This is a genomic window from Streptomyces sp. DG1A-41 (genome assembly GCF_037055355.1).
Lineage (GTDB): Bacteria > Actinomycetota > Actinomycetes > Streptomycetales > Streptomycetaceae > Streptomyces.
In genome coordinates this window covers 3,516,307-3,540,722 of record NZ_CP146350.1, presented here as the reverse complement: position 1 = coordinate 3,540,722, position 24,416 = coordinate 3,516,307, and the positions used below count along the sequence as shown (strand labels likewise).

17 protein-coding genes are annotated in these 24,416 nt (G+C 70.7%); 8 read left to right on the top strand and 9 right to left on the bottom strand.

The genetic code is table 11. The annotated features are described in order from the left end of the window. Positions 1-28: 28 nt before the first annotated feature. The 3 genes from V8690_RS16320 to V8690_RS16310 all read right to left on the bottom strand — a co-directional run bounded on the left by V8690_RS16320 (position 29) and on the right by V8690_RS16310 (position 2,977). Positions 29-1,228 (bottom strand): crosslink repair DNA glycosylase YcaQ family protein, encoded by a 1,200-nt coding sequence (locus tag V8690_RS16320; protein ID WP_338779587.1) that lies wholly within the window; start codon positions 1,226-1,228, stop codon positions 29-31. A 224-nt stretch (positions 1,229-1,452) separates the two neighbouring features. Then, entirely contained in the window at positions 1,453-2,337 is an 885-nt protein-coding gene (locus V8690_RS16315) for an IS982 family transposase (RefSeq protein ID WP_338779585.1), read from the bottom strand. A gap of 70 nt (positions 2,338-2,407) precedes the next feature. Then, the gene (locus V8690_RS16310; RefSeq protein ID WP_338779583.1) at positions 2,408-2,977 is read right to left on the bottom strand and encodes a GNAT family N-acetyltransferase; all 570 of its coding nucleotides are present in this window, start codon (positions 2,975-2,977) and stop codon (positions 2,408-2,410) included. Positions 2,978-3,256: 279 nt separating this feature from the next. On the opposite strand from V8690_RS16310, the gene secA reads away from it, so the two are divergent. After that, entirely contained in the window at positions 3,257-6,103 is a 2,847-nt protein-coding gene (secA, locus tag V8690_RS16305; protein ID WP_338779580.1) for a preprotein translocase subunit SecA, read from the top strand. A 100-nt stretch (positions 6,104-6,203) separates the two neighbouring features. Here the strand turns inward: secA and V8690_RS16300 are convergent, their stop codons facing one another. Continuing rightward, complete coding sequence (locus tag V8690_RS16300; RefSeq protein ID WP_338779578.1) at positions 6,204-7,013, bottom strand: Rv3235 family protein; 810 nt, start codon at positions 7,011-7,013, stop codon at positions 6,204-6,206. A 308-nt stretch (positions 7,014-7,321) separates the two neighbouring features. Between V8690_RS16300 and V8690_RS16295 the strand changes: the two genes are divergently transcribed. The 5 genes from V8690_RS16295 (at position 7,322) to V8690_RS16275 (ending at position 16,216) form a co-directional block, all read left to right on the top strand. Next, complete coding sequence (locus V8690_RS16295; RefSeq protein ID WP_338779576.1) at positions 7,322-7,837, top strand: hypothetical protein; 516 nt, start codon at positions 7,322-7,324, stop codon at positions 7,835-7,837. Positions 7,838-7,925: 88 nt separating this feature from the next. Next, positions 7,926-8,591: an HAD family hydrolase gene (locus tag V8690_RS16290; RefSeq protein WP_338779574.1), complete on the top strand. Its 666-nt coding sequence runs from the start codon at positions 7,926-7,928 to the stop codon at positions 8,589-8,591. 606 nt (positions 8,592-9,197) lie between these two features. Then, entirely contained in the window at positions 9,198-14,159 is a 4,962-nt protein-coding gene (locus V8690_RS16285) for an NAD-glutamate dehydrogenase (RefSeq protein WP_338779572.1), read from the top strand. 127 nt (positions 14,160-14,286) lie between these two features. After that, the gene (locus tag V8690_RS16280) at positions 14,287-14,748 is read left to right on the top strand and encodes a GtrA family protein (RefSeq protein ID WP_338779570.1); all 462 of its coding nucleotides are present in this window, start codon (positions 14,287-14,289) and stop codon (positions 14,746-14,748) included. Then, a complete protein-coding gene (locus V8690_RS16275) occupies positions 14,732-16,216 on the top strand; it encodes a hypothetical protein (protein WP_338779568.1) in 1,485 nt (494 codons plus the stop codon). The genes V8690_RS16280 and V8690_RS16275 overlap by 17 nt, the downstream gene beginning before the upstream one ends. Positions 16,217-16,474: 258 nt before the next feature. On the opposite strand, the gene V8690_RS16270 is transcribed toward V8690_RS16275, so the two are convergent. From V8690_RS16270 to V8690_RS16255, 4 genes are all read right to left on the bottom strand, one after another. Next, entirely contained in the window at positions 16,475-18,121 is a 1,647-nt protein-coding gene (locus V8690_RS16270; protein ID WP_338779566.1) for a glycosyltransferase family 2 protein, read from the bottom strand. After that, on the bottom strand, positions 18,118-20,313 hold the full coding sequence (locus V8690_RS16265) for a CDP-glycerol glycerophosphotransferase family protein (RefSeq protein WP_338779563.1): 2,196 nt from the start codon (positions 20,311-20,313) through the stop codon (positions 18,118-18,120). Before V8690_RS16265 ends, V8690_RS16270 begins: the two co-directional genes overlap by 4 nt. A gap of 88 nt (positions 20,314-20,401) precedes the next feature. Next, positions 20,402-21,226 (bottom strand): ABC transporter ATP-binding protein, encoded by an 825-nt coding sequence (locus V8690_RS16260; protein ID WP_338779561.1) that lies wholly within the window; start codon positions 21,224-21,226, stop codon positions 20,402-20,404. Next, positions 21,219-22,133 carry an ABC transporter permease gene (locus V8690_RS16255; RefSeq protein WP_338779559.1) on the bottom strand — a complete coding sequence of 305 codons (915 nt, stop codon included), beginning with the start codon at positions 22,131-22,133 and terminating at the stop codon, positions 21,219-21,221. The genes V8690_RS16260 and V8690_RS16255 overlap by 8 nt, the downstream gene beginning before the upstream one ends. 203 nt (positions 22,134-22,336) lie before the next feature. Here V8690_RS16255 and V8690_RS16250 point away from each other — a divergent pair, with 203 nt between their 5' ends. Both V8690_RS16250 and V8690_RS16245 read left to right on the top strand, forming a co-directional pair. After that, positions 22,337-22,963, top strand: a complete 627-nt coding sequence (locus V8690_RS16250) for a TetR/AcrR family transcriptional regulator (RefSeq protein WP_338779557.1) — start codon at positions 22,337-22,339, stop codon at positions 22,961-22,963. A gap of 176 nt (positions 22,964-23,139) precedes the next feature. Continuing rightward, on the top strand, positions 23,140-23,463 hold the full coding sequence (locus V8690_RS16245; protein WP_338779554.1) for a YciI family protein: 324 nt from the start codon (positions 23,140-23,142) through the stop codon (positions 23,461-23,463). On the opposite strand, the gene galE is transcribed toward V8690_RS16245, so the two are convergent. Continuing rightward, complete coding sequence (gene galE / locus V8690_RS16240) at positions 23,408-24,388, bottom strand: UDP-glucose 4-epimerase GalE (protein WP_338779552.1); 981 nt, start codon at positions 24,386-24,388, stop codon at positions 23,408-23,410. The two genes, V8690_RS16245 and galE, sit on opposite strands and share 56 nt — an antisense overlap. Positions 24,389-24,416 lie beyond the last annotated feature (28 nt).

The following is a 24,416-nucleotide window of genomic DNA, read 5'->3' as shown; positions in this document are numbered from 1 at the left end:
TCCCGTGATCCCTTGATCCGGTAGGGCTTCAGACGAGGACGCGGGCGAGTTCCTTGACGAGGGGTTCGCGCAGGTCCGGAGCGTCGACCCGTTCCACGCGTACGTCCGTGCAGTCCACCCAGGTCGCCGCCTCGGCCAGGGCCTGGGCCACGGCCGGGACGGCCTTCGCGCCGTCGAGCGTGACCTGCTTGGCCACCAGTGTGCGGCCCTCGCGGGCCGGGTCCACGCGGCCGACGAGCCTGCCGCTGGCCAGGACCGGCATCGTGAAGTAGCCGTACACCCGCTTCTGTTTGGGGACGTAGGCCTCCAGGCGGTGGGTGAAGCCGAAGATCCGCTCCGTGCGCGCCCGCTCCCAGATCAGGGAGTCGAAAGGTGAGAGCAGCGTGGTGCGGTGGCGGCCGCGCGGGGGTGTCTCCAGGGCCGCGGGGTCGGCCCAGGCGGGCTTGCCCCAGCCCTCGACCAAGACCGGGACAAGGCCTGAGTCGGCGATCACCGCGTCGACCTGCTCGCCCTTGAGGCGGTGGTAGTCGGCGATGTCCGCGCGCGTGCCGACGCCGAGGGCCTGGCCCGCCAGGCGGACCAGGCGGCGCAGGCACTCGGCGTCGTCCAGTTCGTCGTGCAGCAGGTCCTCCGGGATCGCGCGCTCGGCGAGGTCGTACACGCGCTTCCAGCCGCGGCGCTCCACACAGACCACCTCGCCGTACATCAGGGCGCGTTCGACGGCGACCTTCGAGCCGGACCAGTCCCACCAGTCGTTCGTCTTCTTCGCGCCGCCCAACTCCGTGGCCGTGAGGGGGCCTTCGTCGCGGAGCTGCTTGATGACCTCGTCGTAGGCGCCGTCCGGGAGCTCGTGGTTCCAGTGCGGGCGGTTGCGGTAGGCGCGGCGGCGGAAGGCGAAGTGCGGCCATTCCTCGATAGGGAGGATGCAGGCCGCGTGGGACCAGTACTCGAAGGCGTGGGGTCGTGCCGAAGGCGCGCCGGAAATCGCAGGCTTCCAGTAGGCGTTCTCCACTGTCTTTCGGCCGACCGCGCCCAAGCGGGCGTACGGGACGAGTTCGTGGGAGCGGGCCAGGACCGAGATGGTGTCGAGCTGTATCGCGCCCAGGTGGCGGAGGATGCCGCGGACGCCGGAGCGGCGGGGTGGGGCGCCGAGAAAGCCCTGGGCGCGGAGCGCGAGTCGGCGGGCCTCGTCTGCGGAGAGCTCTGTTGTGGGGCGCGGGGTGGTCATGGTTTTGCACGATAGGGGGTGGGACTGACAGAGGGGTGGTGAGCTGCGGGGTCGCGTGCGGGGTGCTGTGCGTTGGGGCTGGGGCGGGGTGGGTGCGCAGCCCGGCGGAGCGGGGTGCCGCTGCGCCCACCCTCCCCCAAGCTCTCGGCTTCGCTCGAGCAGGGGAGACCCCCATCGCCCCAGCGGCACGACTGCCCGCAGCTAGATGAATGAGTCCGAAGTCTTCAGTGGTCGTACGCGATCAGCGAGCGTTTGGCCGTTGCTCCGGTGTGCCAGTTGTGCCAGATCGCGGTGGCCAGGGCCAGCAGGCGTTGGGCGGTTCGGGCGAAGACTCCGGCCGGGGTTCTGCCGCCGTGCTGTTCCAGGCTGAGCTGGCCCTTGAGGGTGTCGATGACGGCCTCGATCCACTGGCGGACACGCGCGATCTTGCCGAAGCGGGCCGGTTCGTCCTTGCGGTCCGGCCGTACCAGGTGGGCGCCGAGCCGGTCGGTGACGAAGACTTCGAACTCCCGGCCGGCGAAGCCCTTGTCGGCCAGGATCACCTGCCCCGCCCGGGTCAGGTGATGGTCGCGTTCCAGCAGAGCGGCCATCACCTCCCGCTCTCCGAGTTTCGGGTTGGCCAGACACCAGGAGACGGGCATGCCCTCGGCGGTGGTGACCAGGTACAGCCGGAACCCCCAGAAGAACCGGGAATGGCTGCGGCAGTAGCCGTATCCGGCGTGCCCGGCCAGGTCGGAGCGCTTGACGGTCTCGCGGGAGGCGGCGCAGGGCAGCGGGGTGGAGTCGATCAGCCGGAGGCTGTCGTGCCAGGTCGGCACCTGCCGGGCCAGGGCCTCGATCACATGGCTGATCAGCGGCCCGGCGGCGTTGAGGCGCTTGTTGTAGGCCGATTGCTGGGGCAGGTAGCGGAAGAGGTGGCCCAACCGGGCGTGGGCGAAGCGGATCCAGTGCCGGGCAGAGGGAAAGCCGAGCAGGACCTGGGCGACCGCCAGGCACAGCAGTTCGGCGTCCGTCAGTTTCGGGGGTCGCCCGATCCGGCGACAAGGCGCCACATGGTCGTCGATGAACACGTACAGTGCCGCCAGAAGGGCGTCCAGGTTTGTCTTCACACACTGACCAACGGGCGCCCTTCGCCATGGTCGCGACCAGCACACACATCGGACTCATTCATCTAGGCAGCTACGCGAGCGCCGGCAAGTAGGGGGCCGTCGAAGGGAGGCCCAAGTCCGAGGGGAGCAAGGAGCCGACCCAGGTGTCGCGGCGTACGCCCTTGTTGTTGGTCGAGGCGCGCAGTGTGCCTTCGATGGTGAAGCCGGCTCGTTCCGCTACCGCGCGGGAGGCCCGGTTGCCCACCTCGGCGCGCCACTCGATGCGGTCGATCGCGGCGTGGACGAAGGCCCAGCGGCAGGCGGTGAGCACGGCCTCCGTGACGTAGCCGCGGGAGCGGTGCTGCTTGGCGGCCCAGAAGCCGATCTCGCCCATGCCCAGGGCGCGCATGGTCATGCCGAGCATGCCGGCGAGTTCTCCGGAGTGGAGGAAGACGCCGAAGGTGTACATGGAGCCGTCCGCCCAGCCGTCGGGGACCAACTGTTCCGTGAAGGCCTCGGCGTTCTCGCGGAGGTACGGCGAAGGGATCGTGGTCCAGCGCTGGATGTCGGGGTCCTGACAGGCGTCGTACACCGCGTCGGTGTCCTGGGGGCCGACCGTGCGCATCAGGAGGCGGTCCGTGGTGAGGGTGACGGGGTCCATCGGCCGATTCTGGTCGGAGGCCCCTGCAATCGCCATCTGTTTGCCGTGAGTGAGGGAGTGATCACGCCTCGCGTAATCCGGGCGGGGGATGCGGCACCATCCGAGGGGCCCGGACGTTGTCCCCTTTGAGGCAGAGTGAAGGCGAAATGAAGCAGCGGACGGTCGCCGTCACGGCAGGCCCTCCCGGCGCGGTGGGGTCCTCGCATACGATGGCCGTTGCTCAGTAAGTCAAGTGGTAAGCGACCGTCCCAGGCCCGACCGGCAAGGAGACCAACCCCCGTGTCCGTCCTCTCGAAGATCATGCGTGCAGGCGAAGGCAAGATCCTGCGCAAGCTGCACCGCATCGCGGACCAGGTCAACTCCATCGAAGAGGACTTCGTCGACCTCTCCGACGCCGAGCTGCGGGCCCTCACCGATGAGTACAAGCAGCGGTACGCCGACGGTGAGAGCCTGGACGACCTGCTGCCCGAGGCCTTCGCCACCGTCCGTGAGGCCGCCAAGCGGGTCCTGGGCCAGCGCCACTACGACGTGCAGATGATGGGCGGCGCCGCCCTGCACATGGGTCACGTGGCCGAGATGAAGACCGGTGAGGGCAAGACCCTCGTCGGCACGCTGCCGGCGTACCTGAACGCGCTGTCCGGCGAGGGCGTCCACATCATCACGGTCAACGACTACCTGGCCGAGCGCGACTCCGAGATGATGGGCCGCGTCCACCGCTTCCTGGGCCTGAGCGTCGGCTGCATCCTCGCCAACATGACGCCGGCTCAGCGCCGCGAGCAGTACGCCTGCGACATCACCTACGGCACGAACAACGAGTTCGGCTTCGACTACCTGCGCGACAACATGGCGTGGTCAAAGGACGAGCTCGTCCAGCGCGGTCACAACTTCGCCATCGTCGACGAGGTCGACTCCATCCTCATCGACGAGGCCCGTACGCCGCTGATCATCTCCGGTCCCGCCGACCAGGCGACCAAGTGGTACGGCGACTTCGCCAAGCTGGTCAAGCGCCTTAAGCGCGGCGAGGCCGGCCAGCCGCTCAAGGGCATCGAGGAGACCGGCGACTACGACGTCGACGAGAAGAAGCGCACGGTCGCCATCCACGAGTCCGGCGTCAGCAAGGTCGAGGACTGGCTGGGCATCGACAACCTCTACGAGTCGGTGAACACCCCGCTGGTGGGCTACCTGAACAACGCCATCAAGGCCAAGGAGCTCTTCAAGAAGGACAAGGACTACGTCATCATCGACGACGAGGTCATGATCGTCGACGAGCACACCGGACGTATCCTCGCCGGCCGCCGTTACAACGAGGGCATGCACCAGGCGATCGAGGCGAAGGAAGGGGTGCCGATCAAGGACGAGAACCAGACGCTCGCCACGATCACGCTCCAGAACTTCTTCCGCCTCTACAAGCGCCACGACCACAAGGGCAAGGAAATGCCCGGCCTGTGCGGCATGACCGGTACGGCGATGACCGAGGCCGCGGAGTTCCACCAGATCTACAAGCTCGGCGTGGTGCCGATCCCGACCAACCGGCCGATGGTCCGCAAGGATCAGTCGGACCTGATCTACCGGACCGAGGTCGCCAAGTTCGAGGCGGTCGTCGACGACATCGAGGAGAAGCACCGCAAGGGCCAGCCGATCCTCGTCGGCACCACCTCGGTCGAGAAGTCCGAGTACCTGTCGCAGCAGCTCAGCAAGCGCGGCATCCAGCACGAGGTGCTGAACGCCAAGCAGCACGACCGTGAGGCGCAGATCGTCGCCCAGGCCGGCCGCAAGGGCTCCGTCACGGTGGCCACGAACATGGCCGGCCGTGGTACGGACATCAAGCTCGGCGGCAACCCCGAGGACCTCGCCGAGGCGGAGCTGCGCCAGCGCGGCCTCGACCCCGAGGAGCACATCGAGGAGTGGGCGCACGCCCTGCCCGAGGCGCTCAAGCGGGCCGAGAAGGCCGTCCAGGCCGAGAAGGATGAGGTCGAGAAGCTCGGCGGCCTCTACGTGCTGGGCACCGAGCGGCACGAGTCGCGGCGGATCGACAACCAGCTGCGCGGTCGTTCCGGCCGTCAGGGCGACCCCGGCGAGTCCCGCTTCTACCTGTCCCTCGGCGACGACCTGATGCGGCTGTTCAAGGCCCAGATGGTCGAGCGCGTGATGTCGATGGCGAACGTCCCGGACGACGTGCCGATCGAGAACAAGATGGTCACACGCGCGATCGCCTCCGCCCAGTCGCAGGTCGAGCAGCAGAACTTCGAGACCCGTAAGAACGTCCTGAAGTACGACGAGGTCCTCAACCGCCAGCGTGAGGTCATCTACGGCGAGCGGCGCCGCGTCCTGGAGGGCGAGGACCTGCACGAGCAGATCCAGCACTTCATGGACGACACGATCGACGCCTACGTCCAGGCCGAGACCGCCGAGGGCTTCCCCGAGGACTGGGACCTCGACCGGCTGTGGGGCGCCTTCAAGCAGCTCTACCCGTGCAAGGTCACCATCGAGGAGCTGGAGGAGGCGGCCGGCGACCGGGCCGGGCTGACCGCCGAGTTCATCGGCGACTCCATCAAGGACGACATCCACGAGCAGTACGCGGCGCGCGAGGCGCAGCTCGGCTCCGAGATCATGCGTGAGCTGGAGCGCCGGGTCGTGCTGTCGGTCCTCGACCGCAAGTGGCGCGAGCACCTCTACGAGATGGACTACCTCCAGGAGGGCATCGGCCTGCGCGCGATGGCGCAGAAGGACCCGCTGGTCGAGTACCAGCGCGAGGGCTTCGACATGTTCACCGCGATGATGGAGGGCATCAAGGAGGAGTCCGTCGGCTACCTGTTCAACCTGGAGGTCCAGGTCGAGCAGCAGGTCGAGGAGGTCCCGGTCGAGGACGCCAAGCCGGTGGCCGACCTGGAGAAGCACGACACGGTGCCGGCGCAGGCCGGTGCCCGCCCGGAGATCCGCGCCAAGGGGCTCGACGCCCCGCAGCGGCGCAACCTCCACTTCTCCGCGCCGACGGTCGACGGTGAGGGCGGCACCATCGAGGGTGACTTCGCCACCGACGACGAGCCGGTGCGTTCCGAGGCCGACGGCCTCACGCGCGCGGAGCGCCGCAAGCAGGCGCGCAGCCGGGGCCGTCGCAAGAAGTGACGGCCGCTGAGGCACCGTAGCGGCGTGAAGGGCCGGGCACCCGAGGGTGTCCGGCCCTTCGGCTTGCCGAAACCGGCGGCTGTGCCGCCTTGGGCGATGCTCAGTCGGCCTCTGCGCGGGGCGGGCGGGGACCGCCGAGTTCCACTGCCGTGCAACGCCAGCGGAGGTCCTGGCCGAGCTCCAGGCGGAAGGCCATGGCGCGCAGTTGGTCGCCGGCGCCGATGCGGGCGAAGGCCTCGATGGCGCCGGGGCGGGGTTCGAAGTAGCCGATGTCGCGGACGACGGGGCGGGCGCCGCGGGTGCGCAGGGGGCCGCGTTCGGCGAGCCAGGCCAGTTCGTCGTAGGCACGGCCCCGGGTGTGGCGGAGCATCGAGTGGACGGGGCGGTGGCCGCTGAGGACGGCCACGAGGAGGTCGGCGAAGACGTCGGTGGGGAGGGGGTGGGGGACCGGAACCGGGCGGTGGGGGTGCTGGGCGGGGACGCGTGGTGTGGTGTCCCTGGGGGCCGGGGCGGTGGTTCGCGGCGCCCTGCGGGGTGCTGTGGGGGCGGCGGAAGGTGTCGGGGGGCGGGTGTCCCTGGGGCGGGTGCGGGGCCTCGCGGTGCGGGCGGAGCCCGGAGGGCGGCCGTCGGCTGCCGGGGTGCGGGCGGGGCCTCCGCCGGGGGTGCGCGGCGGGGCGGTGCTGCCGGGAGTGTGGGGAGAGGAGGGCGCGGGGGTGCGTGAGGTGGTGCCGCCAGTGGTGCGTGGCGGGGTGGTGCTGCTGAGGGTGTGGTGAGTGGGGGTCCCGGCGGGGCGTGGGGCCGTGCTGCCGGGTGTGCGTGGGTTGGCGCTGCCGCCGGGGCGGCGTGGGTCGCGGCGGGCTGGTGGGCGGGTGCCCGGGCGCTGTTGTGCCCTGGTCATGACCTTGTTCATGGGGGTCCCCGTTTCGTGGGCCCGGTTGATACCGGAGAGTAACTTCGAGCTGGTGATCTTGTACGGGGCCGACGGGGGCGGGGGCAAGGAAGCGGACCCCGTATGGCAGGCGCCGAAATGTTCACCTATCCGGGTGGTGTGGAGGGCGGGAAGCCAGTCAGCGCGGGGGTGCGCCGGGTGAATGCCGGGCCCGGAGTTGCCGCGTCCGGCGTCACAGGGCGGAACTCGAAAGGGGACGCACCGCACGTATCCTGAAGGCCCTCCGGAGCCCTCCGACCATGCAACGACCCCAAAGGAAGCGGCCAGCCATGCGTGTCTACGTGCCCCTGACCCTCCCCCGTCTCGCCGAGGCGTACAAGACGGGTGAGCTGGGAGCCGGGCCGTTCGTCGCGTACGCCGTGACGCCAGGGCTGCGCGAGTGGTACCTCTCCGACGACATCGAGGAACTGGAGTACGCGGCGCTGAGCCGGGCCGCGCTGGCCTCGCTGCGGCTGCTGGCGGCCGAGCCGGAGGCGCCGCGGCGGCGGGTCGTGGTGGCCGTGGACGTGCCCGACCGGGCCGCGAGCGCGGATCCCGACCGGGGGCTGGACCCGTCGGCGCTGGGGGAAGTGCGGGTCGCCGGCGCCGTCGCGCTGGCCAAAGCGGCGTCCGTGCATGTCGACGCCGCGGATGCGGAGGCGGATGTGACGGCGGCGGCCGAGGCGCTGCCGGCGGCGGACGGTGGGGACGACGACGCGCAGTTCGTCGTGGACGGAGCGGAGGACCACGAGTTGCTGTGGTTCGCCACGCAGGAGATTGCGAACCTGGTGGGGCGCGGGGACTGAGCGCCGGGGCGGGTGCTCTCGGCGTTCAGGGGGGCGCGTTGAGTTGCCGTTCTCTTGATTGTCAGTGGGGGCGGGTACTTTTTGGGGCATGGGCAAGCAGACGGGCGCGCACATTGTCTGGGACTGGAACGGGACGCTGTTCCACGACATCGACGCGATCATCGGGGCGACGAACGCGGCGTTCGCCGAGCTGGGGCTGGAGCCGCTGACGCTGGAGAAGTACCGGGAGCTGTACTGCGTGCCGGTGCCGAAGTTCTATGAGCGGCTGATCGGGCGGCTGCCGACCGAGGCCGAGTGGGAGGTCATGGACGACATCTTCCATCGGTACTACGCGGAGCACCGGGTGAGGTGTGAGCTGACGGTGGGGGCCGTGGAGCTGTTGGCGGAGTGGCGGTCGGCCGGGCGCAGTCAGTCGATTCTGAGCATGTATGTGCACGAGGAGCTCGTGCCGTTGGTGCGGGGGTTCGGGATCGAGCCGCACTTCATACGGGTGGATGGGCGGACCGGGCCGTCGGGGGGCAGCAAGGCCGAGCACATGGTGCGGCATCTGGAGTCGCTGAGGGGGGTGGTGCCGGAGCGGACCGTTGTGATCGGGGATGCCGCGGATGATGCGGTGGCTGCGCAGTATGTGGGGGCGAGGGCCGTGCTGTATACCGGGGGGTCGCACAGTCGGGCGAGTCTGGAGTCGGTGGGGGTGCCGGTCGTGGACACGCTTGAGGAGGCCGTGGCGGAGGCGGAGCGGCTGGCGGCGTAGGCAGGTGCTCGGCGGTTGGGCTGGGTCCGGGTGAGTGCGCAGCCCGGCGGAGCGGGGTGCCGCTGCGCCCACCCTTCCCAACCTCCCGGCTTCGCTCGAGCAGGGGGGACCCCCATCGCCCCAAGCGGCACGACTGCCCGCGGCTAGGGCGGCCACTCGGCCGTAGCTGCGTGCGCTCACTGTGCAGAACGTCAAACTTCTCGGCCTGGTTTTGTACACATACGGCTCATGACGGGCCCCCTGTGAGGAGCGATAGCCTTGGTGGCGTGATCAGCGCGATAGTTCGCGGGGACGTCGTCGTCCCTGCCCTGCGCCCGGAGAGCACGGACCACATCCGTGACCGGGCGGCGGTCGCTGGTCTTCGCGGGCGGGACGGGGCTTCGAGGACTCCCGGGACGCCGAGCACCACCCGGACCGAGGCGTCGCAGAGAGCAGCCTCACACCCGTGGGGCAGCTCAAGAACGGCTCAGACACCCCCGCTCATCTCACCTTGCGGCATAGCGTCGGAGCAGACCGGATACCCCGTGTCACGGCGTGACGTCGTAAGTGCAGAGGCCGTACTTCCTTCTACGTCACGCAACGGCGCGCGACAGGAGCCAGAGGACAATGCAGACCAAGCTGGACGAAGCCAAGGCCGAGTTGCTCGAGAGGGCCGCCCGGGTAGCTGAGAACAGCCCGGTCGGGGGGCACCTACCGACCGGGTCGACGGGCGAGGAGACCCCAGACGCCCAGGGAGCCCCGGATCGTGAGTCCCTGCTCTCGTTCCTCCAGCGTTACTACCTGCACACGGCCCCGGAGGACCTCACCGACCGCGACCCGGTCGATGTCTTCGGAGCCGCAGTCTCGCACTACCGGCTGGCCGAGAACCGCCCCCAGGGCACGGCCAACGTACGGGTGCACACTCCCACGGTCGAGGAGAACGGGTGGACGTGCAGCCACTCCGTCGTCGAGGTCGTCACCGACGACATGCCCTTCCTCGTGGACTCCGTCACCAATGAGCTGACGCGGCAGGGTCGCGGGATCCACGTCGTCATCCACCCGCAGTTCGTCGTGCGGCGTGATGTCACCGGCAAGCTCATCGAGGTGCTGCCCTCTCCCGCGACCGTCGTCGGCGACCTTCCGCACGACGCGCACGTCGAGTCCTGGATCCATGTCGAGATCGACCGCGAGACCGACCGGGCCGATCTGAAGCAGATCACCGCCGACCTGCTGCGGGTGCTGTCCGACGCCCGCGAGGCCGTCGAGGACTGGGGCAAGATGCGGGAAGCGGCGACCCGGCTGGCGGAGGGGCTGCCGGACGAGCCCATCCCCGCTGACCTGCCCGGACCCCAGGTCGAGGAGGCCCGCGAGCTGCTGCGCTGGCTGGCCGACGACCACTTCACCTTCCTCGGCTACCGCGAGTACCAGCTGCGCGGGGACGACTCGCTGGCCGCCGTGCCCGGCACCGGCCTCGGCATCCTGCGCGCCGACCCGCACCACTCCGACCAGGAGAGCCACCCGGTCAGCCCGTCCTTCGAGCGGCTGCCCGCCGACGCCCGGGCCAAGGCGCGCGAGCACAAGCTGCTCGTCCTGACCAAGGCGAACAGCCGGGCGACCGTGCACCGGCCGTCGTACCTGGACTACATCGGGGTCAAGAAATTCGACGCCGAGGGCAATGTCATCGGCGAGCGGCGCTTCCTCGGACTGTTCTCCTCCGCCGCCTACACCGAGTCCGTGCGCCGGGTCCCGGTCATCCGGCGCAAGGTCGAGGAGGTCCTCGAACAGGCCGGGTTCTCGCCCAACAGCCACGACGGCCGGGACCTGCTCCAGATCCTGGAGACGTACCCGCGCGACGAGCTGTTCCAGACCCCCGTCGACGAGCTGCGGGCCATCGTCACCTCCGTCCTCTACCTCCAGGAGCGCAGGCGGCTGAGGCTCTACCTGCGCCAGGACGAGTACGGGCGCTACTACTCGGCCCTCGTCTACCTGCCGCGCGACCGCTACACCACGGCCGTCCGCCTGCGGATCATCGAGATCCTGAAGGAGGAGCTCGGCGGCATCAGCGTCGACTTCACGGCCTGGAACACCGAGTCGATCCTGTCCCGGCTGCACTTCGTGGTCCGGGTCCCGCAGGGCACGGAGCTGCCCGAGCTGTCCGACGCCGACAAGGAGCGCATCGAGGCCCGGCTGGTGGAGGCCGCCCGCTCCTGGGAGGACGCCTTCGCCGAGGCGCTCAACGCCGAGCTCGGCGAGGAGCACGCGGCGGAACTGATGCGCCGGTACGCGCACGCCTTCCCCGAGGGCTACAAGGCCGACCACAATCCGCGCGCGGCGGTCGCCGACCTCATCCACCTCGAACAGCTGAACGGCGAGGAGGGCAAGGACTTCGCGCTCAGCCTCTACGAGCCGGTGGGCGCCGCCCCCGAGGAGCGCCGCTTCAAGATCTACCGCACGGGCGACGCCATCTCCCTGTCGGCGGTGCTGCCGGTCCTCAACCGGCTCGGCGTCGAGGTCGTCGACGAGAGGCCGTACGAGCTGCGCTGCTCGGACCGGAGCGTGGTCTGGATCTACGACTTCGGCCTGCGCATGCCCCGTGCGAAGAGCGGCGGCGGGGACTACTTCGGCGACGACGCCCGCGAGCGGTTCCAGGACGCCTTCGCCGCCACCTGGACCGGCAAGGCGGAGAACGACGGCTTCAACGCCCTGGTGCTGAGCGCCGGGCTGACCTGGCGCCAGGCGATGGTGCTGCGGGCGTACGCGAAGTACCTGCGGCAGGCGGCGTCCACGTTCAGCCAGGACTACATGGAGGACACCCTCCGCAACAACGTCCACACCACCCGCCTGCTCGTCTCCCTGTTCGAGGCGCGGATGTCGCCGGACCGGCAGCGCGCGGGCCACGAGATCGTGGACGCGCTGCTGGAGGAGCTCGACGCGGCCCTCGACCAGGTGGCCTCGCTCGACGAGGACCGGATCCTGCGGTCCTTCCTCACCGTCATCAAGGCGACGCTGCGGACCAACTTCTTCCAGGAGGCGGCGGGCGGCAAGCCGCACGAGTACGTCTCCATGAAGTTCGACCCGCAGGCCATCCCCGACCTGCCGGCGCCGCGCCCGGCGTTCGAGATCTGGGTGTACTCGCCGCGTGTCGAGGGCGTGCACCTGCGCTTCGGCAAGGTCGCGCGCGGCGGTCTGCGCTGGTCCGACCGCCGTGAGGACTTCCGTACCGAGATCCTCGGCCTGGTCAAGGCGCAGATGGTGAAGAACACCGTCATCGTGCCGGTCGGCGCCAAGGGCGGCTTCGTCGCCAAGCAGCTGCCCGACCCGAGCGTCGACCGCGACGCGTGGATGGCCGAGGGCATCGCCAGCTACAAGACGTTCATCTCCGCGCTGCTCGACATCACCGACAACATGGTGGTCGGCGAGGTCGTGCCCCCGGCGGACGTCGTCCGGCACGACGAGGACGACACCTACCTCGTGGTCGCCGCCGACAAGGGCACCGCGACCTTCTCCGACATCGCCAACGGGGTGGCCGAGCAGTACAACTTCTGGCTCGGCGACGCCTTCGCCTCCGGCGGCTCCGCCGGCTACGACCACAAGGGCATGGGCATCACCGCCCGCGGCGCCTGGGAGTCCGTCAAGCGGCACTTCCGGGAACTGGGCGTGAACACCCAGGCCGAGGACTTCACGGTCGTCGGCATCGGCGACATGTCCGGTGACGTGTTCGGCAACGGCATGCTGCTCAGCGAGCACATCCGCCTGGTCGCCGCCTTCGACCACCGGCACATCTTCATCGACCCGAACCCGGACGCGGCCACCTCCTACGCCGAGCGCCGCCGCCTGTTCGAGCTGCCGCGTTCCAGCTGGGAGGACTACAACAAGGAGCTGCTGTCGGCCGGCGGCGGCATCTTCCCGCGTACGGCCAAGGCGATCCCGGTCAACGCGCACATCCGCGAGGCCCTCGGCATCGAGGCCAAGGTCACCAAGCTGACCCCGGCCGACCTGATGAAGGCGATCCTCCAGGCGCCGGTGGACCTGCTGTGGAACGGCGGCATCGGTACGTACGTCAAGTCCTCCCCTGAGTCGAACGCGGACGTCGGCGACAAGGCCAACGACGCCATCCGCGTCGACGGCAAGGACCTGCGCGTCAAGGTCGTCGGCGAGGGCGGCAACCTGGGGCTGACCCAGCTCGGCCGGATCGAGTTCGCGCTGCACGGCGGCCGGATCAACACCGACGCCATCGACAACAGCGCGGGCGTGGACACCTCCGACCACGAGGTGAACATCAAGATCCTGCTCAACGGCCTGGTCGCGGACGGCGACATGACCGTCAAACAGCGCAACAGGCTGCTCGCCGAGATGACCGACGAGGTCGGCCACCTGGTGCTGCGCAACAACTACGCGCAGAACACGGCGATCGCCAACGCCCTCGCCCAGTCCGGCGCCATGCTCCACGCCCAGCAGCGCTTCATGAAGCACCTGGTGAGGGAGGGCCACCTCGACCGGGCGCTGGAGTTCCTGCCCACCGACCGGCAGATCCGCGAGCGGCTCGCCCAGGGCCAGGGTCTGACCGGCCCGGAGACGGCCGTGCTGCTGGCGTACACGAAGATCACCGTCGCCGAGGAACTGCTGCGCACCTCGCTGCCGGACGACCCGTACCTGAGGGGTCTGCTGCACGCGTACTTCCCGACCGAGCTGCGCGAGCAGTTCCCGGACCGTCTCGACGGGCACCCGCTGCGCCGCGAGATCACCACGACGGTCCTGGTCAACGACACGGTCAACACGGGCGGTACGACGTATCTGCACCGCCTGCGCGAGGAGACCGGCGCGTCGCTGGAGGAGATCGTGCGGGCGCAGACCGCGGCCCGGGTGATCTTCCGCCAGTCGCCGGTGTGGGACGGGGTCGAAGCGCTCGACAACAAGGTCGAGGCCGACGTCCAGACCCGCATCCGCCTGCACTCGCGCCGTCTGGTGGAGCGCGGCACGCGCTGGCTGCTCAACAACCGGCCGCAGCCGCTTCAGCTCGCCGAGACGGTCGACTTCTTCGCCGAGCGGGTCGAGCAGGTCTGGGGGCAGCTGCCGAAGCTGCTGCGCGGCGCGGACCTGGAGTGGTACCAGAAGATCTACGACGAGCTGACGGACGCCGGTGTGCCCGACGAACTCGCCACGCGCGTGGCGGGCTTCTCCTCCGCCTTCCCGACGCTCGACATCGTCTCGGTCGCGGACCGCATGGGCCGGGAGCCGCTGGACGTCGCCGAGGTCTACTACGACCTCGCCGACCGGCTGCGGATCACCCAGCTGATGGACCGCATCATCGAGCTGCCCCGCGCGGACCGCTGGCAGTCCATGGCCCGCGCGGCGATCCGCGAGGACCTCTACGCGGCGCACGCGGCGCTGACCGCCGACGTCCTGGCGGTGGGCGACGGCGCCGCGACGCCCGAGCAGCGCTACAAGGCGTGGGAGCAGAAGAACGCGGCGATCCTCGGCCGGGCCCGCACCACACTGGAGGAGATCCAGGGCTCCGAGGCGTTCGACCTCGCGAACCTGTCGGTGGCGATGCGGACGATGCGCACGCTGCTGCGGACGCATTCGTAGGAGTCAGGAGTCACGAGTACGGCGTCCGGGGCGCCCCGGGCCGGTATCGGCCCGGGGCGCCTTCTTCTTGGCGTGCTTTAGGGCGATTCGAGTGGAGGACTTACTGTTTCCGGCTAAGGCTTGGGGCGTGACAGTGAATCTCTCCGGGGAGCGAGTGGCCGCTCCCGCCGTCCCGCCGGTGAAGCGCGTCGTCCTCGAAGTGGTGAACTTCGCGCTGGTCGGCGGGAGCGGCGTCGCAGTGAACTTCCTGGTGTTCAACCTGCTCCTGCACGGGCTGCACCGGGCCGCCATGGTGGCGACCGTGCTGGCCAGCCTGATCGCCATGGGCACCAACTACCTCGGATTCCGGTATGTCACCTACCGCGACAGGGCGTCCCGGACCCGGCGCCAGATCGTGCTGTTCTTCGTCTTCAGCGGAATCGGCGTGGCCATGGAGAGCGGGCTGTTCTACGCCGGGTATCACGGGCTCGGCCTGTCCGGTCCCTTCGAGTCCAACGCGGTCAAGGCGGCTTCCATCGTGCTGACCTCCGCCTTCCGCTTCCTCGTCTACCGCACCTGGGTGTTCCAGCACGATGCCCGCCGCGCCTAGACCGGCGGCCCTGGCCGCGCAGGCGGCCGCCGCGGTGGTCGTCCTGCTGCTGGTCCTCGTGATCGTCCGGCTGCCGTGGGCCGGGGACCTCGGCATGCACGCCGCGACCGTCCAGCGGCTGCGGCACGATCTCGTCGACCCGGGCAATCCGCTCGTCGACGCGGACACGCCGAGCCCGTACTACTCGCCCTGGATGCTGGTGCTCGGCTGCGTCGCCCGGGTGAGCGGTCTGTCGGTCTTCGTTGTGCTGCGGCTGGGAGCACTGGCCGGGCTCGCGCTGCTGCTGTCGGGAGTGTGGCGGTACGTGCGGACGCTGAGCGGCCATCCGGCCGCGCCCGCCCTGGCCGTGCTGAGCCTGCTGTTCCTGTGGGGGACCGCCCTGTTCAACTGGAGCGGCTTCTACGGGCTCAACTCGCTCGCGCTGACGGTGTCGTATCCGAGCGTGTTCGCGCTGGGGCTCGCGTTCCACCTCTGGGCGTGGGTCGGGCGGGCGGTGCGCGGTGACGGTGACGGTGACGCGGGGTGGGGCGTGTGGCTCGGACTGGGGGCGCTGTGGGCGGTGATCCTGCTGTGCCATCAGTTCTCGGGGGTGGTGGCCACGCTGGGGGCGGTCGCGACGGTGGTCGCCGCGCGGCCTGGCCGGGTGGTGTGGATCCGGCTGGGCGGCGGGCTGGTGCTGGCGCTGGTCGTCCTGCTGCTGTGGCCGTACTACGACTTCTTCGCGCTGTTCGGGGCCGGGGGCGGGCTGGAGTCGGTGCACCGCGCGCTGTACGAGGACCTGGTCGGGCGGTACTGGCTGGTGCTGCTCGGGGTGGTGGCGCTGGGGGTGCGGTGGTGGCGGGATCGGTGGGATCCGCTGGTGCTGTTCTTCGTGCTGGGGGTGGTCGTGGTGGCGGCGGGTGGGCTGAGCGGGCACTGGTCGTGGGGGCGGGCGTTGCCGGCGGCGTTGATTCCGGCACAGGTCGCGGTGGCGGTGGAGGTGGGGGAGGCCGGGCGGTGGCGGGCTCGGGTGGGGTGGGGGTGTGTGCTGGGGGTGGCGTTGGTCGTGGGGGCTTGGACGCAGGTGGGGACGGTCGGGTATGTGGTGAAGCGGGGAGATCTGCCGGAGGCCGTCGCGGAGAAGTACCGGCGGCCATGGGAGGGGTACCACTGGATGACGCCGTGGGTGAAGTACGGGGATGTGGTGATGGCTCGGGCGGGGCGGCCGGCTCGGCAGATCCCGGCGTACGGGGCGTACACCGTGGCGCCTGGGTATCCCGACTTCTTCCTGCCGGACGAGGGGCGGCGGGAGGCGGCTGTGCGGAGGTATTTCGCGGAGGGGACGTCAGGGAGGCAGCGGGGGGAGGTTCTTCGGGAGTACGGGGTGCGGTGGGTTGTGGATACGGGCGGTGCCGTCGGGCGTGGTGCGGGGTTGCGGGAGGTGGCCCGGGGGCCCGGGGGGCAGGTGCTCTACGCCGTGGTGCGGTGAGCCGTACGGCGTGCTGAGGTCGGGTGGGGCCGCAGCCCGGCGTGGCGCGGGGTGTCGCTGTGCCCACCCGTGCCGCCCTTAGCGGGCACGACTGCCCGCAGCGGCGGCCTGCGTGGGCAGCCCGGTGTCGCCGGGTGCGGCCAGCGTCTGCTGAGGCGGGGATGGGTCCGCAGACGGGCGGAGCGGGGTGTCGCTGTGCCCACCCGTGCCGCCCCTAGCGGCACGACTGCCCGCAGCTCAGCGCGTCCGCCGGTTGGCCTACTTCAGCGCGCTTGCCAGCAAGCGTGCTGCCCGCTTTACCCGGGGCCTTGCCACTCGGCGTGCCACCGGGCGGATCAGCCCTGCCGTCACACCCACCGGTTCCCAGCGGACCTGCAAGCGGCCCGGGCCGTGGCCCTCCGGTTCCAGGGTCAGGCGGTGGTGGGGGACCTGGGTGGTCAGGGTGGGGAAGGTCAGGGGAGCCAGCAGGAGGCCCGTGTGGGACAGGCCCTGGTGTTCCAGGCGGAGCAACGGGTGGCGGACTCCGGCGAAGCCCTGGAAGGGGAGAGGAGCCGCTGCCAGGTCCAGGTGGGCGTGGCCCTCGAAGACGCCGGGGTGTACGGGGGAGAGGCGGAAGGGGACGCGGAGGCGGCGTCGGCCCGGGGCGATGAGGAGGGTCGCGCGTTGGGGGCCGACGGGCAGGCGCAGGGACGGGTCGTACGTGCGGATGGTGAGGTCGACCGAGGCGCCCGGGCCCCGGGTGATCTCCGTGATCTCGTGGCGGAACTGGGCGCTCGGGAAGGGGCGCGTCTCCAGCTCCAGGTCCGAGATGTCCAGTTCGCGGCGGGACCATTCCGAGGAGGGGATCTGGTCGCCCCAGTAGGTGCGGCCCTGTTCGTCCGTCGTGACCTGCCTGGGGGCCACTCCGTGGCCGAGGCCCCGGGCCGCCAGTCGGGTCTCCGGCAGACGGCGGTCGCGGATCAGCTGGAGGACGACTCGTTCGGCGCGGGGGAGGCGGGCGAAGGCGCCCGGCGCGAGTGTGTCCAGGTACGGCGTGACGATGTCCGCGAAGGAGGACAGCCACTCCTCGTCCCGGTAGGGCAGGTCACCGGCGTACATCCGGAAGTCGTGCTTGAGGAACTTGTGGTCCTTGTCCTCCCGCAGCGACTCGTGCCCGCTCTCCGCGAGGAACGCGTCGATGAGGTGCTGGACGTGGACGCGGTCGCGGACGTTGGCGAGCTTGTGCCGCTGGTTCGATATCGAGGCCGCGTCGGAGGCGGCGAACGGGGCGACGTACCAGCGGTAGACCGGCTCCGGGATGATCGTGAAGGCCTTGGCCAGGCAGTACGCCTGCGCCGAGAACAGCTGGTCCTCGTAGTGGATGCCCTCCGGGAAGCGCAGGCCGTGCCGGTCGAGGAAGGCGCGGGCGTACATCTTGCTGGTGGCGAGGTGCTCGAAGAGCAGACGCGGGTCGGCCTCGATGCCGTCGAGGGTGCGGCGCTCGGCGACCAGGTGCGGCATCCACGTCGAGCGGCGGCCGTTGTCGACCCGGACGCGCTGCACCGCGCCCATCGCGAAGTCGATCTCGCGTTCGCGGTGCGCGGCGAGCAGCAGTTCGACGGCGTTGTCGGGGAGTTCGTCGTCGCTGTCGAGGAACATCAGATACGGCGCCCGGGCCGTCTCCAGGGCGCGGTTGCGCGGTGCGCTGCATCCGCCGCTGTTCTCCGGCAGGCGCAGATGGCGGACGCGGGGGTCCTGTGCGGCCAGCCGGCGGGCCACCTCGGGTGTCTCGTCCGTCGAGTGGTCGTCGCTGATGACGATCTCCACGTTCGCGTGGGTCTGCCGGCGGACCGAGTCGACCGCGCGGGTGAGGCGTTCGGCGTCGTTGTAGACGATGACCGTCACGGTGACGTCGGGGGTGCTCATGCGGTCGCCTCCTGCGGGGTCGGGGCCGGGGTGCGTTCCTCGATCGGCAGCACCGGCGGCAGGGACCGTTCGTCCTGGCCGAGGAAGACCCGGCGGACGACGCGCTCGGCGGCGCGTCCGTCGTCGTACTCGCAGAACCGGCGCCGGAAGACGGCCCGGGTCTTCGCCGCGCCCTCGTCGCGCCAGGCCTCGGTGGTGAGGATGTCCGTCAGCTCCTGCTGGGTGCGGGCGACGGGGCCCGGGGCCTCGGCCATCAGGTCGAAGTAGACGCCGCGGGTGGTGCGGTACGTCTCCCAGTCGTCGGCGTGGATCACGATCGGGCGGTCGAGGTTGGCGTAGTCGAACATGATCGAGGAGTAGTCCGTGACCAGGGCGTCCGCCGCCAGGCACAGCTCCTCCACAGGGTCGTAGGAGGAGACGTCGATGATCCGGCCCGTGCGGCGCAGGTTGGTGAGCGGGGAGGCCGCGCCGCCGTAGAAGTAGTGGCCGCGCACGAGCAGGACCGTGTCCTCGCCGAGGCGGTCGGCGAGGGCGGCGAGGTCCAGGCGGGGGGTCCAGCCGGCCTCGTAGTCGCGGTGGGTGGGCGCGTAGAGGACGGCCCGGCGGCCCGGCGCGATGCCGAGCCTGTCGCGGACTGTGCGGATGTCCTGCGCGCCGGCCGTGTAGTAGACGTCGTTGCGCGGATAGCCGTGGTCGAGGGAGACGTGGTGCGACGGGTACGCGCGCTCCCACATGCGCGTGGTGTGGCTGTTGGCGGAGACGCTGAAGTCCCACTTGTCGATGCGCTCCAGCAGGGCTTGGAAGTCCAGTCCCTGCGCGGCCGCCGGGTACGCCATCTGGTCCAGGCCCATGCGCTTCAGCGGTGTGCCGTGGTGGGTCTGGAGGTGGATCGCGTCGGGGCGTTTGACCACCGCGTTGGGGAAGTTGACGTTGTTGACGAGGTACTTGGCCGTTGCCAGCACCTCCCAGTAGCGGCGGGTGCCGGGCACGACGTGGTCGGTGCCGGGCGGCAGCAGGGCCGCGTTCTCCTGGGTCACCACCCACACCGGGTGGATCTGCGGGGCGAGTTCGGCGAGCTTCGCGGCGATCGCGGCCGGGTTGCAGGCGACACCGCGGTTCCAGTACGCCGAGAACACCGCCAGGTGGGGATTGACCGGGCGGCCGAGCGCCCTGCGGTACTGGTGGTCGCGGAGCCTGGCGCCGACTTGCCGCTTACGGGTCCGTACGGCCGACTTGGCGGTGCGGCGGGTGCGGTTGACGGCCTGGAAGGCCCGGTACCTGCCGTAGGCGCCCTCTTCGAGCAGGGAGCGGCGGACGCCTTCGAGACCGGCGGGGCGCCGGTAGCCCTCGGGGCGGCGGCGCAGGGCGGCCAGGGACGCCCGCCGGAAGAACTCCCGCGCGACCTCCTCCGGCATGCCGCCGCGGGTGAAGGTGCGCAGGCAGTCGCGGACCATGATGTCGTAGAGCACGGCGTGGGCGGCGCGGCGGTCCCGGGTGAGGTCGAGGAGCGACTCGTAGCGCTCGACGAGGCCGTAGCGCTGCTCGGGAGTGACCGGGGGCAGGCTCGCGGGGCGCAGTCTGCGGTCCTCGTAGGCGACGTGCGGCAGGCAGGCGACGCGGTCGGCGAGCAGCAGGGCGGCCAGGGCGGCGTACGGCTCGTCGTCGGTGGTGAGCCGCGGCTCGTGCGCCCGCCAGAAGTCGGCGCGCAGCACGCGGGTGCCGAGCAACGGGGTCAGGCGCAGCAGCGGCGCGCAGTCGTCGAGGGCGACGTCGGCACGGCCCGCCCGGGCCAGCAGGGAGCCGTCGCGGGAGGGCATGCCGGAGGTGCGCCAGGTGCTGCGGACGTGGTCGAGGAGCAGGACGTCCACTTCGGCCGGGAGCTCGGCCACCCGCTCGGCGACCGTGCGCGGCGCGCCGGCGGGCAGGCCGTCCTTGGCGTGGACGAAGTGCAGCCAGCGGCCGGAGGCCCGCGCCGCCCCCGCCGCCCGGGCCGCGGCGTCGCCCGTACCGTCCGGCAGCGGAACGACCTGCACGTCCGGCGTGTGCCGCTCGGCCGTCTCCCGGGCCCAGTCGCCGACCGCGGCCACGATCAGCTCGGCGTCCGGCAGGGGATGGGCGGCGAGGGAGTCGAGGAGCTCCGTCAGATGGTCCTGCACGTTCGGCCCGTGGACGATGACGCTGAGCTCGGGCATCACGGGGCTCCTCCATCTCGTCGAGGCAGGCGGACCTTATTCGGTCATGGTGTCACCAATGCGACAAAAGGACCGACCGGGGTGCGCCTCACGAGGGAACAGGCGCCTTCGGCTCGGCCTTGGGGGACTTGTCGCCGGTGAACGCCTCGTACTCCTTGAGGACGTCCTCCGTCGGCCCGTCCATGCGCAGCTCCCCGCGCTCCAGCCACAGCACGCGGTCGCAGGTGTCGCGGATCGACTTGTTGTTGTGGCTGACCAGGAACACCGTCCCGGCGTGCTTGCGCAGCTCGCGGATGCGGTCCTCGGAGCGCTTCTGGAAGGAGCGGTCGCCGGTGGCCAGCGCCTCGTCGATCAGCAGCACGTCGTGGTCCTTGGCGGCGGCGATGGAGAACCGCAGCCGCGCGGCCATGCCGGAGGAGTACGTGCGCATCGGCAGCGTGATGAAGTCGCCCTTCTCGTTGATGCCCGAGAAGTCGACGATGTCCTGGTAGCGGTCCCTGATCTGCTCGCGGGACATGCCCATGGCCAGGCCGCCGAGGTACACGTTGCGCTCGCCGGTCAGGTCGTTCATCAGGGCCGCGTTGACGCCGAGCAGGGAGGGCTGGCCGTCGGTGTGGATACGGCCGTTCTCCACGGGGAGGAGTCCGGCGACGGCCTTCAGCAGGGTCGACTTGCCGGAGCCGTTGGTGCCGATCAGGCCGATCGCCTCGCCCCGGTAGGCGACGAAGGACACGTTCTTCACGGCGTGCACCCGGCGCACGCCCGCCGCCTTCTCGGTCTGCTTGCGGCGCAGCATGCGGTTGAGGGCGGCGGTCGCCGAGCCGCGTCCGGCACCGGTGCCGTTGACGCGGTAGACGATGTCGACGCCGTCGGCGACGACGGTGGGGATCCTGTCGTTGGCGATGTCAGCCACGGCCGTACGTCTCCTCAGCCTTCCAGAAGTAGATGAAGCCGCCGACGCCGGCGACCAGCGCCCAGCCGGCGGCGAGCGCCCACACATGGGCCGGGAGCTGGCTCGCGTGGAAGCTGTCGATCAGGGCGAAGCGCATCAGGTCGATGTAGACGGCGGCCGGGTTGGTCGCCAGAGCCACCGTCACCACGTGCGGGAGGCTGTCCTTCTGCGCCAGCTTGTCGATGCTCCACATGACGCCCGAGACGTACATCCAGGTACGCAGCACGAACGGCATCAGCTGGGCGATGTCCGGCGTCTTGGCGCCCATCCGGGCCATGACCATGGAGACGCCCGCGTTGAAGGTGAACTGGAGGAACAGTGCCGGCAGTGCCAGCAGCCAGGACACCCTGACCGGCACGCCGAAGCAGAGCAGGATGACGACCAGGGCGCCCATCGAGAACATCAGCTGCTGGAGCTGCTGGAGGCAGAACGACAGGGGCAGCGCGGCGCGCGGGAAGTGCAGGGCGCGCACGAGGCCGAGGTTGCCGGAGATGGCGCGGGTGCCCGCCATGATCGAGCTCTGCGTGAACGTCCAGATGAACACGCCCGTGACCAGGAACGGGATGTAGTCCGGCACCCCGTGCTTGGTGCCGAGCAGCACGCCGAAGATGAAGTAGTAGACCGCCGCGTTCAGCAGCGGGGTCATCACCTGCCAGACCTGGCCGAGCTTCGCCTGGCTGTACTGGGCGGTGAGCTTGGCGGTGGCGAAGGCGGTGATGAAGTGGCGGCGGGCCCACAGCTGGCGGACGTACTCGGGCAGGGAGGGGCGGGCGCCGCTGACGGAGAGGCCGTGGCGGGCGGCGAGGGCCGCGAGGTCGTCGTCGGCCGGGGCCGGTGCCTGGGGCGGTGTGTGGAGGACCTGGCTCACATCCGCTGCTTTCGTTCGAGGGGGGTGTGGGACCTGTGGGAGGGGGTGGACCTGTGGGGTCGCGAAGTGGGGAGCGGCGGCGGTTCTTACCGGACTCTTCACGTTGTCTTACGTCGGGACGGGACCGTATCGTCGCAACGTGAGCGTATGTCGTCCGAGCGTCGGAACGCAACCGTTTCGTCGTGACGCCCTATGCTGTCGGCATGACGACGAAGCCCGACGAGCCCCAGCAGCCCCCGCGCCGCCGGGCCCCCGCAGGGGCGGCCGTACTGCGGGAGGACGTGACGGAAGCCATCCGGGCGGCCGTCTTCGAGGAGCTCGCGGCCGTCGGCTACGCGCGGATGTCCATCGAGGGGATCGCGCGCCGGGCGGGGGTCGGGAAGACGGCGGTGTACCGCCGCTGGCGCTCCAAGCTGCACCTGGTCCTCGACATCGTCTCGGCGCTCGCCGTGCAGGGCCTGCCCGCGCCGGACACCGGCTCCCTGGAGGGCGACCTGCGGCTGCTGTACGAGGTGACGTCCCGCGCCCTGCGCCACCCCGTCGCCTCGCAGATCATCCCCGACCTCCAGGCCGAGGCGGCCCGCAACCCCGATATCGCCGAGGCCCTCCAGAAGGCCCTGCGCGAGGGCCAGGACGGCGTCGCGGCCGGCATCGTCACGGCGGCGGAAGCCCGCGGCGAACTCCGCCGGGGCCTCGACCACGACCTGGCCCTCGACCTGATCTCCGGGCCCCTCTACTGGCGCTCGGTGGTGATCCGCAGCCCGAAGCTGCCCAAGGGGTATCTGGGGTCGCTGGCCCGGGCCACGGCGGGGGCGCTGAAGGCGTTGTAGGGCCGGAGGCGCCCGTCAGCTGTGCCGGGCGGCGCGCTGCGCGAGCAGCTCGGGGGCGAGCAGTTCGATCCGGCCGTCCACAGCGACTCCCGTCGGTATCGCGTGATACAGCGCCATCCGGCGCCCCGAGCCCAACGTCACCGCCGAACCCGTACACCGGCCCCGAAAGGACCCCCGTGTTCGCCGTGGAACTCGCCTTCACCCCTGCCCCGGAGCGCCTTGCCGCCCGTCCCGCACACCGCGAGACCCTCGCCCGTCTGCACGCCGACGGACACCTGGCAGCCGCCGGCCCGTGGGCCGACGACACCGGCGCCCTCCTGCTCTTCACGGTCGACCGGGCACGTCTGGACGAGATCCTGCACGAAGACCCCTACTACCGCCGCACGCCCGGCGTCGAGGTGCGCTCGGTCCGCGAGTGGACCCCTGTCGTCGGCCCGGCGCCGATCAGCCCCGCCTGGCCTCCGGGTGCAGGCGTACCCAGCCTTCCCACGCCGACGTGACCATGTCCTGGACGTCGTGCCGGGCCTTCCAGCCCAGCTCCGCGGCTGCGCGGTCGGCGGAGGCGACGACGCGGGCCGGGTCGCCCGGGCGGCGGGGCGTGACCGTGGGCGGCCGGTCGTGGCCGGTGACCGCGTTGATGCGGTCGATCATCTCGCGGACGGAGACGCCCTCGCCGCGGCCGATGTTGAGCGTGAGGTCGCGGCCGGGGGAGGAGCTCAGGACCCGGGCCGCCGCGACATGGGCCTCGGCCAGGTCGACGACGTGGATGTAGTCGCGTACGCAGGTGCCGTCCGGGGTCGGGTAGTCGTCGCCGAAGATGCGCGGCGGCGCGTCCTCCGTGAGCTTCTCGAAGACCATGGGGACGAGGTTGAAGACACCGACGTCCGCGAGCTCCGGGCTCGCCGCCCCGGCCACGTTGAAGTAGCGCAGGGACGCGGTCGACAGCCCGGTCGCCCGGCCCGTCGCGCGCACCAGCCACTCACCGGCCAGCTTCGTCTCGCCGTAGGGCGACATGGGCACGCAGGGCGTGTCCTCCGTGACCAGGTCCACGTCCGGCATGCCGTACACCGCCGCCGAGGAGGAGAAGACGAAGGACGGCACCTTCGCCGCCGTCACCGCGTCCAGCAGGACCCGCAGGCCCTCGACGTTCTCCCGGTAGTAGCGCAGCGGCTGCTCGACCGACTCGCCCACCTGCTTCTTCGCCGCGAGGTGGACGACGCCGGTGACCGCGTGGTCCGCGAGGGTGCGCGCGAGACGCTCGTTGTCCAGCGTGGAGCCCACCACCAGCGGCACCCCGTCGGGCAGGCGCTCGGCGATACCGGTGGACAGGTCGTCGTAGACCACCGCCTGTTCCCCCGCCGCGGTCATCGCCCGTACGACGTGCGCTCCGATGTAGCCGGCGCCGCCGGTGATCAACCAGGTCATGTGCGGCCGTCCCCTCGTCAGTTGGCCC